We start from the raw sequence: 15298 nt of genomic DNA, 5'->3' as shown, positions 1-15298 counted from the left end.
TGTCGGCTCTTACTTGGCGCCGAACACGCCGAAACGCTGCTTGAAGCGATCGATACGGCCGCCGGTGTCCAGGACCTTTTGCTTGCCGGTGTAGAACGGGTGGCACTCGGAGCATACGTCGAGGCTGATGTTCTTGCCGAGGGTGGAGCGGGTCTTGATGACGTTGCCGCAGCTGCAGGTAGCTTCGATCGCTACGTACTCGGGATGGATTTCCGGTTTCATTGCTTGATCCTCAGGTCTGGCGTGCCGCCACCCGACCCTATGTCGAGTACCGCACGGAAACAGGCGGCGGATGATACCAGAGTGAGTGTGCGTTGCAACCTGCCGGCCGCGCCGGCTGTCGCGCTGCGCCATGCTAAGATCGCGCCTTTTCCGACAGGATCCGCGCTTGCCTGACGCCCCCATTCTACGCCTCGCGCTGCCCTCGCCGCTGCGCCGCCTGTTCGACTACCGGGCGCCTGCCGGTGTGCCTCACGCCGCCCTGCAGCCGGGGGTTCGCCTGCGTGTGCCGTTCGGCCGACGGGAGATCATCGGCGTACTGGTGGAAGTGACGGACAAGAGCGAAGTGCCTGCGGACAAGCTCAAACCGGCACTGGAACTGCTGGATAGCCGCCCGCCACTACCGCCGTCGCTATTCAAACTCTGCCTGTGGACCGCCCAGTACTACCAGCACAGCCTCGGTGACACCCTGAGCTGGGCCCTTCCGGTGCTGCTGCGCCAGGGAGAGCCGGCGGAGGCCCGGCAGGAGCGATTCTGGCATGCCGCCCCCGGCGCCAGCCTCGACGACCCGCGCCTGGCCCGCGCACCGCGCCAGCGCCAGGCCCTGGCCACCCTGGCGCAGCATCCCCACGGCGTGGCGCACCAGTTGCTCAGCCAACTGCAACTGAACAAGGACAGCCTCGACATCCTCCTGGAAAAGGGCCTGGCCCGCGTCGAAGTACGCCGCCACGCCCCCAGCGACCGCCACGGCCCATTACTGGCCCAGCCGGAACTGCCACTCAACCCCGAGCAGCGTGCCGCCTTCGACGCGGTGCATGCCTCCTTCGGCAGCTTCAATGCCCTGCTCCTGGCCGGAGTCACCGGCAGCGGCAAGACCGAGGTCTATCTGCAGCTGATCCGCCAGACCCTCGAAGCCGGCAAACAGGCTCTGGTACTGATCCCCGAGATCAACCTCGGTCCGCAGACCCTGGAGCGCTTCTCCCGCCGCTTCAATGCGCGGATCGCCCTGCTCCACTCGGCGGTGAACGACCGCGATCGCCTGGACGCCTGGTTGGCCGCCCGTGATGGCGAGGCCGACATCGTCATCGGCACCCGCTCGGCGCTCTTCACGCCGCTGAAGAATCCGGGGCTGATCATCATCGACGAGGAACACGACGCTTCTTATAAGCAGCAGGAAGGCCTGCGCTACCACGCCCGCGACCTGGCCCTGGTACGCGCCCGCCAGGAGAACATCCCGATCCTGCTGGGCTCGGCCACACCCTCGCTGGAAAGCCTGCAGAATGCCCACGCCGGCCGCTACGGCCTGCTACGCCTGACCCAGCGCGCCGGCGGCGCCAAGCAACCGCGCTTCCTGCGCCTGGATGTGAAAAGCCTGCCGCTGGACTCCGGCATCTCCATGCCGCTGCAACAGGCCATCGCCCAGACCCTGGCGGCGGGCCAACAGGTGCTGGTTTTCCTCAACCGCCGCGGCTTCGCGCCGACCCTGCTGTGCCATGACTGCGGCTGGATCAGCCAGTGCCCGCGCTGCGACGCGCGCATGACCCTGCACCAGCGCTTCAACGAGCTGCGCTGCCACCATTGCGGCCACACCCAGCGCCAGCCAGCCTGCTGCCCAGACTGCAGCCGGGTCGACCTGCGGCCAGTGGGTGCCGGCACCGAGCGCGCCGAAGAACGCCTGGCGATCCTGTTTCCGAAGACGCAGGTCCTGCGTATCGACCGCGACAGCACCTCACGCAAGGACGCCATGGACAAGCTGTTCGCCACCATCCAGCGCGGCGAACCCTGCATCCTGGTCGGCACCCAGATGCTCGCCAAGGGGCACCACTTCCCCCGCGTGACCCTGGTGGCCATCCTCGATGCCGACGGCGGCCTGTTCTCCGCCGACTTCCGCGCCAGCGAGCGCATGGCCCAGCTCATCGTCCAGGTCGCGGGCCGGGCCGGGCGGGCCGAGGAGCCGGGCAAAGTGATCATCCAGACCCACCTGGCCGAGCATCCTCTGCTGGTGCAGCTCACCGAGCAGGGCTACTTCGCCTTTGCCGATCAGGCCCTTTCCGAGCGGCGCGCCGCCGGCCTGCCGCCCTTCGCGCACCTGGCCCTGCTGCGTGCGGAAGCGCACAAGCCGGGGCAGGCGGAAGACTTCCTCGACAGCGCCTGTACCGAAGCCGAACAGCAGCTAGCCGAAATGGGCGTCAACGGCGTCGAGTTGCTGGGACCGGTCCCCGCCCCCATGGAACGCCGCGCCGGTCGCTATCGAGCGCAGCTTCTATTGCAGGCCAACGCCCGCGCACCCCTGCACCGCCTGCTGACGCCCTGGAGCCAGGCGCTGGAGCAGTTGCCCGGGGGGCGCGCGGTGCGCTGGTCGCTGGATGTCGATCCAATCGACCTATTCTGACCAGAGCCGCCCAGCCGATATCACAGAAAGTCCCTTGCAGCTCGCCGCTTAAAACTTGAAGCTGCAGCCGCAGCCCGCCGATAATGCACAGTTTTCAACCAGCGCCAGCCCTCCCCAGGGCGGCCGGAAGAGCAGAAGATGAAAGACACCATTCGCCAGCTGATCCAGCAAGCCCTGACCCGTCTCACCAGCGAGGGCGTGCTGCCCGAGGGCCTCAGCCCGGCCATCCAGGTGGAAAACACCAAGGACAAGAGCCACGGCGACTTCGCCAGCAACATCGCCATGATGCTGGCCAAACCCGCCGGCATGAAACCGCGCGACCTGGCCGAGAAGCTCATTGCCGCCCTGCCCCAGGACGAGCAGGTGGCCAAGGTGGAAATCGCCGGCCCCGGCTTCCTCAACTTCTTCCAAAACACCCAGGCCCTGGCCCAGCGCCTGGAAGCCGCGCTGGCCGACGCTCAGCTCGGTGTGCGCAAGAATGGCCCGCAACAGCGCGTGGTCATCGACCTGTCGGCACCGAACCTGGCCAAGGAAATGCACGTCGGCCACCTGCGTTCCACCATCATCGGTGACGGCGTGGCCCGCGTACTGGAGTTCCTCGGCGACACCGTGATCCGCCAGAACCACGTGGGCGACTGGGGCACCCAGTTCGGCATGCTGCTGGCCTATATGCAGGAACAGCCGGTAGGCAGCGACGCCGAACTGTCCGACCTGGAATCCTTCTACCGCGCCGCGAAGAAGCGCTTCGACGAATCTTCCGAGTTCGCCGACCGCGCCCGCGAGCTGGTGGTCAAGCTGCAGGCGGGCGACCCCGACTGCCTGAAACTGTGGACCCGCTTCAACGACATTTCCCTGAGCCACTGCCAGGCCGTGTACGACCGTCTGGGCGTGAAGCTCACCATGGCCGACGTGAAGGGCGAAAGCGCCTACAACGACGACCTGGCCAACGTCATCACCGACCTGCGCGCCAAGGGCCTGCTCACCGAAAGCGACGGCGCCCTGTGCGTGTTCATGGATGAGTTCAAGAACGCCGAAGGCAACCCCCTGCCGCTGATCGTGCAGAAGGCCGGTGGCGGTTACCTCTACGCCACCACCGACCTGGCCGCCACCCGCTACCGCGCCAACGTGCTCAAGGCTGATCGCGCGCTGTACTTCGTCGACCAGCGCCAGGCCCTGCACTTCCAGATGGTGTTCGCCGCCGCGCGCCTGGCCGGCTTCGTGCCGCCGAGCTTCGAAATGGAACACATGGGCTTCGGCACCATGAACGGCGCCGACGGCAAGCCCTTCAAGACCCGCGACGGCGGCACCGTGAAGCTGATCGACCTGCTGGACGAAGCCGAACAGCGCGCCTACGGCCTGGTGAAGGGCAAGAACCCCGAGCTGGATGAGGCCGAACTGCGCCAGATCGCCCGCGCCGTGGGCATCGGTGCGGTGAAGTACGCGGACCTGTCCAAGCACCGCACCAGCGACTACAGCTTCAACTTCGAGCTGATGCTGAGCTTCGAAGGCAACACCGCGCCCTACCTGCTCTACGCCTACACCCGCGTGGCCAGCGTGTTCCGCAAGCTGGGCAAGGACTTCTCCGAGATCGACGGCCAGATCATCCTTGCTGCCGAGCAGGAGCAGGCCCTGGCCGCCAAGCTGGCGCAGTTCGCCGACACCCTGGGCAATGTGGCCGAGAAGGGCGTTCCGCACATCCTCTGCGCCTACCTCTATGATCTGGCCGGCCTGTTCTCCAGCTTCTACGAGAACTGCCCGATCCTCGCTGCCGAGGACCAGGCCACCCAGCAGAGCCGCCTGCGCCTCGCCGCGCTGACCGGCCGCACCCTCAAGCAAGGCCTGGAGCTGCTCGGCCTGCAAACCCTGGAACGTATGTAACGGACTATGGCGAAGAAAAAACCTGCACCCAAGCGCGGGGCCAGCCGCTACCAGGCGCCGGCCAAGAAACCGGTGCCCGGCTGGGTCTGGTTGGCCATCGGACTGGTCATCGGTGGCTTCGTGGTGTTCCTCAACCAGCTCGAGCCCGGCCGCGACGAAGTGCGCCGGACCAAGCCCGAGCAGGCCGCGAACGGTACCGCCGGCGGCAAGGCCAGCGGTGATGCCGGCAAGGTCCAGGCCAAGCCGGCGACACCTCCAGCCCAGGAACCGGCGAAGCCGAAGTACGACTTCTACACCCTGCTGCCGGAATCGGAAGTGATAGTGCCGCCGGAAGCGGTGCCCAAGGAGACGCCGGCCACGCCGCCTGCGCAGAAACCGGTCACCCCGGAAGAAGCCGCCAAGATCGACGCTGCACGCGCCCAGGCCGCCCTCAACGGCGAAACCCCGCCGCCCGCGCCGCCGGTAGTGGCCAAGGCGCCGGTTACCAATCAGTTCTTCCTCCAGGCCGGTTCGTTCCGCAAACGCGACGATGCCGACCGGGTGCGTGCGCAGATCATCCTGCTCGGACAGAACGTCCAGGTGGAATCCGGCACCGTCCGCGAGGAAACCTGGTATCGCGTGCTGGTCGGCCCCTTCGCCAACCGCGAGCAACTCGCCTCGGCGCAGAAGCAACTGGCCGGTAGCGGCTTCAGCAACCTGCTGTTACAGCAGCGCCAAAGCCGTTGAGCTGAGGCAGCTGATTGAAAAACGTTGGCGAGGCAGTCGAGGCGAGGCAAAAACAGACGAAAAAGCGGAGTTTACGAGCTGTAAATGAGCATTTTGAGCCTGTTTTTAACGACGCATCGACAGCGCAGGTAGTTTTTTCAACAGACTGCCAATCGTCCTTGCCCGGTTGAAAAGCTGGGCAAGGCCCCCCATCTGAGTTTCCATTCGGGCATTTCCGCCCCGCTGCGTGGAGACTCTCCCCTTGACCACCATCGTTTCAGTCCGCCGCAACGGCAAAGTCGTCATGGGCGGCGACGGCCAGGTTTCCCTCGGCAACACCGTCATGAAGAGCAACGCCCGCAAGGTCCGTCGCCTCTACCACGGCCAGGTCCTGGCCGGCTTCGCCGGTGCCACCGCCGACGCCTTCACCCTGTTCGAACGCTTCGAAGGGCAGCTGGAAAAGCACCAGGGCCATCTCGTCCGCGCCGCCGTCGAACTGGCCAAGGACTGGCGTACCGACCGCTCCCTGAGCCGCCTGGAAGCCATGCTCGCCGTGGCCAACAAGGATGCCTCGCTGATCATCACCGGCAACGGTGACGTGGTCGAACCCGAGCACGGCCTGATCGCCATGGGCTCCGGCGGCGGTTTTGCCCAGGCCGCCGCCCTGGCGCTGCTGCAACACACCGAGCTGTCCGCCCGTGAAGTGGCCGAGACCGCCCTGAACATCGCCGGCTCCATCTGCGTGTTCACCAACCAGAACCTGACCATCGAGGAGCTGGACAGCGCCGAGTAAGGCCGCCGTCCCGCATTGGAGCAACATTCATGTCCATGACGCCCCGCGAAATCGTCCACGAACTCAACCGCCACATCGTTGGCCAGGACGACGCCAAGCGCGCCGTCGCCATCGCCCTGCGCAACCGCTGGCGCCGCATGCAACTGCCGGCCGAACTGCGCGCCGAGGTGACGCCGAAGAACATCCTGATGATCGGCCCGACCGGTGTCGGCAAGACCGAAATCGCCCGTCGCCTGGCGAAGCTCGCCAACGCGCCCTTCATCAAGGTCGAAGCCACCAAGTTCACTGAAGTGGGCTACGTCGGCCGAGACGTCGAATCCATCATCCGCGACCTGGCCGACGCCGCCGTGAAGATGATGCGCGAGCAGGAAATGCACCGCGTGCGCTACCGCGCCGAAGACGCCGCCGAGGAGCGCATCCTTGACGCTCTGCTGCCTCCAGCCCGTACCGGCTTCGGCGATGAGGCGCCGCGCGAGGACTCCAATACCCGTCAGCTGTTCCGCAAGCGCCTGCGCGAAGGCCAGCTGGACGACAAGGAAATCGACATCGAAGTAGCCGAATCCCCGGCTGGCGTGGAAATCATGGCCCCGCCCGGCATGGAGGAGATGACCAACCAGCTGCAGAACCTCTTCTCCAACCTCGGCAAGGGCAAGCGCAAGTCCCGCAAGCTGAAGGTCAAGGAAGCCATGAAGCTGGTACGCGACGAAGAAGCCGCGCGCCTGGTCAACGAGGAAGACCTGAAAGCCGCTGCGCTGGAAGCTGTGGAACAGAACGGCATCGTCTTCATCGACGAGATCGACAAAGTGGCCAAGCGCGGCAACGTCGGCGGCGCCGATGTCTCCCGCGAAGGCGTGCAGCGCGACCTGCTGCCGCTGATCGAAGGCTGCACCGTGAACACCAAGCTGGGCATGGTCAAGACCGACCACATCCTGTTCATCGCCTCTGGTGCCTTCCACCTGTCCAAGCCCAGCGACCTGGTGCCGGAACTGCAGGGCCGCCTGCCGATCCGCGTCGAGCTGAAGGCCCTGTCGCCGGAAGACTTCGAGCGCATCCTGACCGAGCCCCACGCCTCGCTGACCGAGCAGTACAGCGCACTGCTGAAGACCGAAGGCCTGAACATCGAGTTCGCCCAGGATGGCATCAAGCGCCTGGCCGAAATCGCCTGGCAGGTCAACGAGAAGACCGAGAACATCGGTGCCCGTCGCCTGCACACGCTGATCGAGCGCCTGCTGGAAGAGGTTTCCTTCAGCGCCGGCGATCTCGCAGCGCAACATGACGAGACACCGATCCACATCGATGCCGCGTACGTGAACGGCCACCTCGGTGAACTGGCCCAGGACGAAGACCTGTCGCGCTACATCCTCTGACAGGCGCACACTGGATACAGCCGGCAATTGCCGGCTGTATCCGTTTGGAGACCCCGAAATGCGCATCCCCAGCGGTATTGAACTACACAAGGCCTCCAGGACTCTGACCCTGAAATACGGCCCGCAGGAAAGCTACACCCTCTCCGCCGAGTTCCTGCGCGTGCACTCGCCTTCAGCAGAGGTGCAGGGCCACGGCAAGCCCATCCTCCAGCACGGCAAGCTGAACGTCGGCCTGACCAGGCTGGAACCGGCCGGCAACTACGCCCTGAAACTGACCTTCGACGACGGCCACGACAGCGGCCTCTTCACCTGGGACTACCTCTACCAACTCGCCACCCGTCAGGAAGAGCTGTGGAACGACTACCTGCAGGAGCTCGCAGCCGCAGGCCGTTCCCGCGACCCCGACGAATCGGTGGTGAAAATCATGCTCTGACGCGGTGCAGGCCGCGCTCCATCCCCGCGCATACCGCCCAAGGTTAGGGCGCATTTTCTAATGGCTCGCGACATACTCGCGGGGCAGCGCCCTCTCAGTGGTCAGCTTGCGCAAACTGACAAACTCAGGTAACCAATTTCTGGCAAGTTCCATGCATTTGGCATCGCCAGATACAGAGAAATACGCGAAGTTCGCTTCGCCTTCCCGGTAACCCGAGCGTGTCAGCGCACTGCTTCGCCAGGGCGCTGTTCGACTCAGGACAATGGAGCGTCGTAGATGAGCAACAAGAACAATGAAGACCTGCAGCGCCAAGCCTCGGACAACACCTTGAACCTCAATCCGGTGATAGGTATCCGTGGCAAGGATCTGCTGTCTTCAGCGCGGATGGTGCTGTTGCAAGCCATCAAGCAACCTTTCCACAGTGCAAAGCACGTCGCTCATTTCGGCCTGGAACTGAAGAACGTGGTGCTCGGCCAATCCGGCCTGCAACCTGAAGCCGATGACCGCCGTTTCAGTGACCCGGCCTGGAGCCAGAACCCGCTGTACAAGCGTTACCTGCAGACCTACCTCGCCTGGCGCAAGGAACTGCACCAGTGGATCGCGCACAGCAATCTCTCCGAACAGGACACCAGCCGCGGTCATTTCGTCATCAACCTGATGACCGAGGCCATGGCGCCCACCAACAGCATGGCCAACCCGGCTGCGGTGAAGCGCTTCTTCGAAACCGGCGGCAAGAGCCTGCTGGACGGCCTTTCTCATCTGGCCAAGGACCTGGTGAACAACGGCGGCATGCCGAGCCAGGTGAACATGGACGCCTTCGAGGTCGGCCAGAACCTCGCCACCACCGAAGGCGCGGTGGTCTATCGCAATGACGTACTGGAGCTGATCCAGTTCAAGCCCATCACCGAAAGCGTGCACGAGCGCCCGCTGCTGGTGGTGCCGCCGCAGATCAACAAGTTCTACGTATTCGACCTGTCGCCGGAAAAGAGCCTGGCGCGCTTCTGCCTGCGCAACGGCCTGCAAACCTTCATCGTCAGCTGGCGCAACCCGACCAAGGCGCAACGCGAGTGGGGCCTGTCCACCTACATCGATGCCCTCAAGGAAACCATCGACGTCATCCTGAAGATCACCGGCGCCAAGGACCTCAACATCCTCGGCGCGTGCTCCGGCGGCATCACCACCGTCGCCCTGCTCGGCCATTACCAGGCGATCGGCGAGAACAAGGTCAACGCCTTCACCCAGATGGTCAGCGTGCTGGACTTCAACCTCGACACCCAGGTCGCCCTGTTCGCCGACGAGCAGACCCTCGAAGCCGCCAAGCGCCGCTCGTACCAGGCCGGTGTGCTGGAGGGCAAGGACATGGCCAAGGTGTTCGCCTGGATGCGCCCCAACGACCTGATCTGGAACTACTGGGTCAACAACTACCTGCTGGGCAATGAGCCGCCGGCCTTCGACATCCTCTACTGGAACAACGACACCACACGCCTACCTGCCGCGCTGCACGGCGAGCTGGTGGAAATGTTCAAGACCAACCCGCTGACCCGCCCCAACGCGCTGGAAGTCTGCGGCACCCCCATCGACCTCAAGCAGGTCACCTGCGACTTCTACTGCGTGGCCGGCACCACCGACCACATCACCCCCTGGGAAGCCTGCTACCGCTCGGCGCGGCTGCTGGGCGGCAAGTGCGAGTTCGTGCTGTCCAACAGCGGCCACATCCAGAGCATCCTCAACCCGCCGGGCAACCCCAAGGCGCGATTCTCCACCAGCAGTGAAATGCCGGAGGATCCGAAAGCCTGGCTGGATAACGCCACCAAGCACGCCGACTCCTGGTGGCTGCACTGGCAGCAATGGATTGCCGATCGCTCTGGCAAGGCCAAGAAAGCCAACTTCACCCTGGGCAACAAGGCCTTCCCGGCCGGTGAAGCCTCGCCCGGCACCTACGTGCACGAGCGATGAAAGACTGCGCCCTGCGCACCACTGCCCATGGCACCGGGATGTGCCCTGCGCGCCGCCGGCAATTGCCGGCGGTGCCAACCAGGCACTGCCTGGCGATTTCGGGAGCAGCCGCTGGCGGCTGCTCCCGGTTTTATCTTCAATAGGGCTCCGCGCATGCCGCTACCTTTCGTATTCCGAACCATCGAGCTGGATGGCCAGACCATCCGGACCGCCGTCCGCCCCGGTCAGTCGCACATGACGCCGCTGCTGATCTTCAACGGCATCGGCGCCAACCTCGAACTGGTATTCCCCTTCGTCCAGGCCCTGGACCCGGACCTGGAAGTGATCGCCTTCGACGTGCCCGGCGTCGGCGGCTCGTCCACCCCCAACGTGCCTTACCGCTTCTCCGGCCTGGCCAAGCTCGCCGCGCGCATGCTGGATTACCTGGACTACGGCCAGGTCAGCGCCATTGGCGTGTCCTGGGGCGGCGCCCTGGCCCAGCAGTTCGCCCATGACTACCCGGAGCGCTGCAAGAAACTGATCCTCGCCGCCACCTCGGCCGGTGCCGTCATGGTGCCTGGCAAGCCCAAGGTGCTCTGGCGCATGGCCAGTCCGCGGCGCTACATCCAGCCGTCCTACGGCGTGCATATCGCCCCGGACATCTACGGCGGCGCCTTCCGTCGCGATCCGGGCCTGGCCATGGCCCACGCCAGCAAGGTGCGTTCCTCCGGCAAGATGGGCTACTACTGGCAACTGTTCGCGGGGCTCGGCTGGACCAGCATCCACTGGCTGCATCGCATCCGCCAGCCGACCCTGGTGCTGGCCGGCGACGACGATCCGATCATCCCGCTGGTGAACATGCGCCTGCTCGCCTGGCGCATCCCCAATGCGGAACTCCACGTGATCGACGACGGTCACCTGTTCCTCGTGACCCGTGCCGAAACGGTGGCGCCGATCATCATGAAGTTCCTCGCCGAGGAGCGTCAGCGCGCGGTGATCCACCCCCAGGCCGTGCCGCTGCGCAGTAGCTGAGAACCTGCCGCTCCTTTGTGGGGCGGCCGCATGACACGCGAACCAGACCGGTGCGCGCTGTCATCAACTTGAATTTTGCTGGAGATAGTCTGGAATGCCCTTCGGGCTCCTGGTGGTACAAGCCTTGCTGTAGTCCTCCTGAACCACGGACCGAATACGGAGCGTTGCCCCATGCGAGAAAAACAAATCCCGGGCACCTTGCCGGTACCCGCCGCCTTCATGAATGCGCAGAACGCCATCGTGGGGCTTCGCGGCAAAGATCTGTTTTCCACGGTACGCAACCTGGCGCTGCAAGGACTGCGGCATCCGGTGCACAGTGCGCGACACATGCTCGCCTTCGGCGGCCAGGTCGGCCGCGCGCTGCTCGGCGATACCCTGCACCAGCCCAACCCACAGGACAGCCGTTTCGCCGACCCGTCCTGGCAGCACAACCCCTTCTACCGCCGCGGCCTGCAGGTCTATCTGGCCTGGCAGAAACAGCTCAGCACCTGGATCGACGAAAGCGATCTCAGCGACGACGACCGCGCCCGGGCCCGCTTCGTCCTGGCCCAGTTGAGCGACGCCCTCTCCCCCACCAACAGCCTGCTCAACCCACAGGCGGTGAAGGAGCTGTTCAACACCGGCGGCCTCAGCCTGGTGAAAGGCCTCGGCAATCTGGTGGATGACCTGCTGCACAACGACGGCATGCCCAGCCAGGTCAGCAAGCACGCCTTCGAGATCGGCCGTAACCTCGCCAACACCCCCGGCGCCGTGGTCTTCCGCAACGAGCTGCTGGAGCTGATCCAGTACAAGCCGATGAGCGAGAAGCAGTACCTGCGCCCATTGCTGGTGGTGCCGCCGCAGATCAACAAGTACTACATCTTCGACCTCGCGCCGGATAAGAGCTTTGTCCAGTACGCCCTGAAGAACGGCCTGCAGGTGTTCATGGTGAGCTGGCGCAACCCCGATGCGCGTCATCGCGAATGGGGCCTCTCCACCTATGTACAGGCCCTGGAAGAAGCCTTCGAAGCCTGCCGCGCCATCACCGGCAGCAAGGAGGTCAACCTGGTTGGAGCCTGCGCCGGCGGCCTCACCATCGCCGCCCTGCAGGGCCACCTGCAGTCGCGTCGGCAGCTGCGCAAGGTCACCAGCGCCACCTACCTGGTCAGTCTGCTGGACAGCCAGGTGGACAGCCCGGCCGCGCTCTTTGCCGATGAGCAGACCCTCGAAGCCGCCAAGCGCCGCTCGTACCAGGCCGGCGTGCTCGACGGCAAGGACATGGCCAAGGTCTTCGCCTGGATGCGCCCGAACGACCTGGTGTGGAACTACTTCGTCAACAACTACCTGCTGGGCCGAGAACCCCCGGCCTTCGACATCCTCTACTGGAACAACGACAACACCCGCCTGCCCGCCGCGCTGCACGGCGACATGCTGGACTTCTTCAAGCACAACCCGCTGACCCGCGGCGGCGCCCTGGAAATCTGCGGTACGCCCATCGACCTGCAGAAGGTCACGGTGGACAGCTTCAGCGTGGCCGGCATCAACGACCACATCACCCCCTGGGACGCCGTCTACCGCTCCGCCCTGCTGCTGGGCGGCGACAGCCGTTTCGTGCTGTCCAACAGCGGCCATATCCAGAGCATTCTCAATCCGCCGGGCAATCCCAAGGCGAACTACTACGAGAACGGCAAGCTCACCTCCGACCCACGCGCCTGGTACTACGACGCCAGGCACGTACAGGGCAGCTGGTGGGCGCAATGGCTGGGCTGGATCCAAGAGCGCTCCGGCGAGCAGCGGGAAACCATCACGGCCCTGGGCAACCAGGATTACCCCGCGATGGAAGCCGCTCCCGGCACCTACGTGCACGTGCGCTGACACCCCGGCGGCCGGCCCGGCGATCGCCCGGCCGGCCCTTCACCTCTTTACGGAAAGGCTGGCAGTACCCTGGATGAAGACCCGCGACCGCATCCTCGAATGCGCCCTTGAGCTGTTCAATCGCAACGGCGAACCCAACGTCACCACTCTGGAAATCGCCACCGAGCTGGGCATCAGCCCCGGCAACCTCTACTACCACTTCCACGGCAAGGAACCCCTGGTGATGGCGCTGTTCGAGCGTTTCCAGGAGGAACTGGCGCCGCTGCTCGACCCACCGGCCGACGCGCAACTGGATGCCGAGGATTACTGGCTGTTCCTGCACCTGATCGTCGAGCGGCTGTCGCGTTACCGCTTCCTCTTCCAGGACCTCTCCAACCTGGCTGGCCGCCTGCCGAAGCTGGCGAAGGGAATGCGCAACTGGCTGAACCACCTCAAGCGGACCCTGGCTGCCCTGCTGGCCCGGCTGAAAGCCGAAGAGCAACTGGTCAGCGATACCGAGTCCCTCGGCCAGCTGGTGGAGCAGATCACCCTGACCCTGCTGTTCTCCCTCGACTACCAGCGGGTACTGGGAAGCGGCGGCGAGATTCGCCTCGTGGTCTACCAGGTGATGATGCTGGTGGCCCCGCACCTTCGACCCGGCTCCCGACACGCCGCCGAAAGCCTCGCCAGACGTTATCTGGACGCCTGAAACGAAAACGCCCGGACAAGCCGGGCGTTTTCGTCATACCGATACCAATCAGGACTGGCTGGCCGGCGGGCTTGCCGGAGTAGCCGGTGCTGCCGGAGCCGGTGCCACGCTGGGTGCCGGAGCGGCCGATGCTGCAGGCGCTGCCGGGGCGACCGGAGCCGGTGCTGCTGGCTTGGCAGCCTTGGGCGCGGCGGGCTTCTTCACTGCCGGCTTCTTCGCGGCGGCGGGCTTGGCTGCAGCAGGCTTGGCCGCGGCGGCCGGCTTGGTAGCGGGCTTCGCTGCGGCGGGCTTGGCGGCTGCGGCCGGTTTCGCGGCTGCAGGCTTGGCAGCCGGTTTGGCGGCGGCTTTGGCTGCAGGTTTGGCAGCAGCGGCGGCCGGTTTGGCAGCCGGTTTCGCAGCAGCCTTGGCCGCCGGCTTCGCAGCAGCAGCTTTGGCAGCCGGCTTGGCGGCGGCGACCTTGGCAGCAGGCTTGGCAGCGGGCTTAGCGGCGGCCTTGGCTGCCGGTTTTGCGGCAGGCTTGGCTGCAGGTTTGACCGACTTGGCCGACACACCGGTGAGTTTCTCGAGCTGCTTGGTCAGGGAATCCACCTTGCCTTGCAGGTCTTTCACTTCAGTGCGGCTGGGCACGCCGAGACGGGAAATGGCGCTGTTCAGACGCTTGTCGAAAGCCTCTTCCAGCTCGCTCCACTTACCGATCGCCTTGCCCTTGACCTCTTCGACCTTGGACTTGGCCGTGCCCACGCGGGAGCCAACAGTCGACTTGACCGCGTCTACCTGCTTGTCCACCTCGGTCTTGGCCTGCTTCTCGGCCTTCTCTCCATCCTTGACCAGCGTATCGAACAGCTTGGAGCCGTCGTTGCTGATCTTCGAGTAGGCCCCCAAGCCAGCCAGCCAGATCTGGCGCGAGTATTTCTCGATCTCGCCGATCCAGGAGTTGGTGTCTTTATCGGTTTTCTTCTTGCCAGCCATCCTGCTCTCCTTATTTGGTTCGCGCGACGTGCTCGAGCAACGCGCTCAGCTCATCAAGCTTAGCAGAGAGTGCCTCAACGTCCTGCCGCGAGGGAATACCGATGCGATTGAGAGCGCTGGCTACACGGTTGTCGAAAGCCGTCTCGATCTTGTCGAACTGAACCTCGACCTTTTCCTTCACGCCGGTAACGCGGTTCTTGACGCTGTCGAACTGGCTGTTGGCGGCTTCGACCTGCTCGTCCACCAGCTTCTTGCCCTGCTTCTCGACGCCTTCGCCGGCCTTCACCAGCTCCTTGAAGTAATCGACGCCCTCGGCGCCAGCCTTGGCGTAGGCACCCAGGCCAGCCAGCCAGATCTTGCGGGCATAGAGCTTCACGTCGGCAATGACGGTGGACTTGCTTTCGGCTTTCTCGACTTTCTTTTTGACGGCTACTTTGGCCATGGTGCACCTCACGCTGAAAGGTAGATGACTCGTCCTTTTTGAGGACTTATGCGCAAGGTAGCGAGGAAAATTAGAAACCGCATACTAGCCGCGCCGCGGACTGTTTCGGGCACGGTACCCGTGGGAACGAATTCATTTGCGAAGGGCCGCGAAGCGGCCCTCTGGAGCAGGCTGGCTCAGGCCAGGTACTCGTCCAGCGCCCTCTCGATTTCGCGCTTGATACTGCCGCTCATGGTCGAGAGCAGCAGGCCCAGCTTGACCTCGACACGCACCCTGGCGTCACTCACCTCGATCGAACCGTCGGCACCGCTGCGCTTGAATTCCAGGGTGTCGCCGCGCCACTGGTAACGCACGTCGTACTCACGCGCCAGGCGCTGTGCCAGCTTCTCGGCTTTCTCCCGGACGGCCTCAAGACCGAGGGCATGGGGACGTTCGACATGGATGCGGGACATTGGGGTTTCCTGTACTGCGACCTTTGGTCGCGCGACTATACCAGCCACCACGCGCCCTGGCCGCCCCTGCAACACCCGGTCGCCAAGACAAAGCCGGGCGCCGGCATTAGAATGGCCGCCATTCAATTCCGGTGGCATT

General features: G+C 64.8%; 14 protein-coding genes. 10 read left to right on the top strand and 4 right to left on the bottom strand.

All coding sequences use genetic code 11. The annotated features are described in order from the left end of the window. Positions 1–9: 9 nt before the first annotated feature. Positions 10–222 carry a 50S ribosomal protein L31 gene (gene rpmE / locus E8F06_RS19955; protein WP_003453200.1) on the bottom strand — a complete coding sequence of 71 codons (213 nt, stop codon included), beginning with the start codon at positions 220–222 and terminating at the stop codon, positions 10–12. A gap of 130 nt (positions 223–352) precedes the next feature. Between rpmE and E8F06_RS19950 the strand changes: the two genes are divergently transcribed. The 10 genes from E8F06_RS19950 (at position 353) to E8F06_RS19905 (ending at position 13296) form a co-directional block, all read left to right on the top strand. Beyond that, on the top strand, positions 353–2611 hold the full coding sequence (locus E8F06_RS19950; RefSeq protein WP_280370316.1) for a primosomal protein N': 2259 nt from the start codon (positions 353–355) through the stop codon (positions 2609–2611). Positions 2612–2749: 138 nt separating this feature from the next. Further along, positions 2750–4489 (top strand): arginine--tRNA ligase, encoded by a 1740-nt coding sequence (argS, locus tag E8F06_RS19945; protein WP_280370314.1) that lies wholly within the window; start codon positions 2750–2752, stop codon positions 4487–4489. Positions 4490–4495: 6 nt separating this feature from the next. Next, a complete protein-coding gene (locus E8F06_RS19940; protein WP_280370312.1) occupies positions 4496–5215 on the top strand; it encodes an SPOR domain-containing protein in 720 nt (239 codons plus the stop codon). 241 nt (positions 5216–5456) lie between these two features. After that, the gene (hslV, locus tag E8F06_RS19935; RefSeq protein WP_044870821.1) at positions 5457–5987 is read left to right on the top strand and encodes an ATP-dependent protease subunit HslV; all 531 of its coding nucleotides are present in this window, start codon (positions 5457–5459) and stop codon (positions 5985–5987) included. A gap of 29 nt (positions 5988–6016) precedes the next feature. Beyond that, positions 6017–7354, top strand: a complete 1338-nt coding sequence (gene hslU / locus E8F06_RS19930; RefSeq protein WP_280370310.1) for an HslU--HslV peptidase ATPase subunit — start codon at positions 6017–6019, stop codon at positions 7352–7354. A gap of 58 nt (positions 7355–7412) precedes the next feature. After that, positions 7413–7787, top strand: a complete 375-nt coding sequence (locus E8F06_RS19925) for a DUF971 domain-containing protein (RefSeq protein ID WP_280370308.1) — start codon at positions 7413–7415, stop codon at positions 7785–7787. Positions 7788–8063: 276 nt separating this feature from the next. Beyond that, positions 8064–9743: a class II poly(R)-hydroxyalkanoic acid synthase gene (gene phaC, locus E8F06_RS19920; RefSeq protein WP_280370306.1), complete on the top strand. Its 1680-nt coding sequence runs from the start codon at positions 8064–8066 to the stop codon at positions 9741–9743. 153 nt (positions 9744–9896) lie between these two features. Next, positions 9897–10754, top strand: coding sequence for a poly(3-hydroxyalkanoate) depolymerase (phaZ, locus tag E8F06_RS19915; protein ID WP_280370304.1), 858 nt, complete (start codon positions 9897–9899; stop codon positions 10752–10754). Between the two features lie 171 nt (positions 10755–10925). Further along, complete coding sequence (gene phaC, locus E8F06_RS19910; protein ID WP_280370302.1) at positions 10926–12608, top strand: class II poly(R)-hydroxyalkanoic acid synthase; 1683 nt, start codon at positions 10926–10928, stop codon at positions 12606–12608. Between the two features lie 73 nt (positions 12609–12681). Next, positions 12682–13296 carry a TetR/AcrR family transcriptional regulator gene (locus E8F06_RS19905; RefSeq protein WP_280370300.1) on the top strand — a complete coding sequence of 205 codons (615 nt, stop codon included), beginning with the start codon at positions 12682–12684 and terminating at the stop codon, positions 13294–13296. Between the two features lie 48 nt (positions 13297–13344). On the opposite strand, the gene E8F06_RS19900 is transcribed toward E8F06_RS19905, so the two are convergent. The 3 genes from E8F06_RS19900 to E8F06_RS19890 form a co-directional block, all read right to left on the bottom strand. Then, a complete protein-coding gene (locus E8F06_RS19900; RefSeq protein ID WP_280370298.1) occupies positions 13345–14265 on the bottom strand; it encodes a phasin family protein in 921 nt (306 codons plus the stop codon). Positions 14266–14275: 10 nt separating this feature from the next. Continuing rightward, on the bottom strand, positions 14276–14707 hold the full coding sequence (locus tag E8F06_RS19895; protein WP_280370297.1) for a phasin family protein: 432 nt from the start codon (positions 14705–14707) through the stop codon (positions 14276–14278). A 176-nt stretch (positions 14708–14883) separates the two neighbouring features. After that, entirely contained in the window at positions 14884–15159 is a 276-nt protein-coding gene (locus E8F06_RS19890; protein ID WP_271471267.1) for a polyhydroxyalkanoic acid system family protein, read from the bottom strand. Positions 15160–15298 lie beyond the last annotated feature (139 nt).

Origin of the sequence: Pseudomonas sp. BN411, assembly GCF_029871235.1 — a bacterium.
Classification (GTDB): Bacteria; Pseudomonadota; Gammaproteobacteria; order Pseudomonadales; family Pseudomonadaceae; genus Metapseudomonas.
Note: the sequence above shows the minus strand (reverse complement) of the source record. Positions and strands in the feature narration are given on the sequence as shown.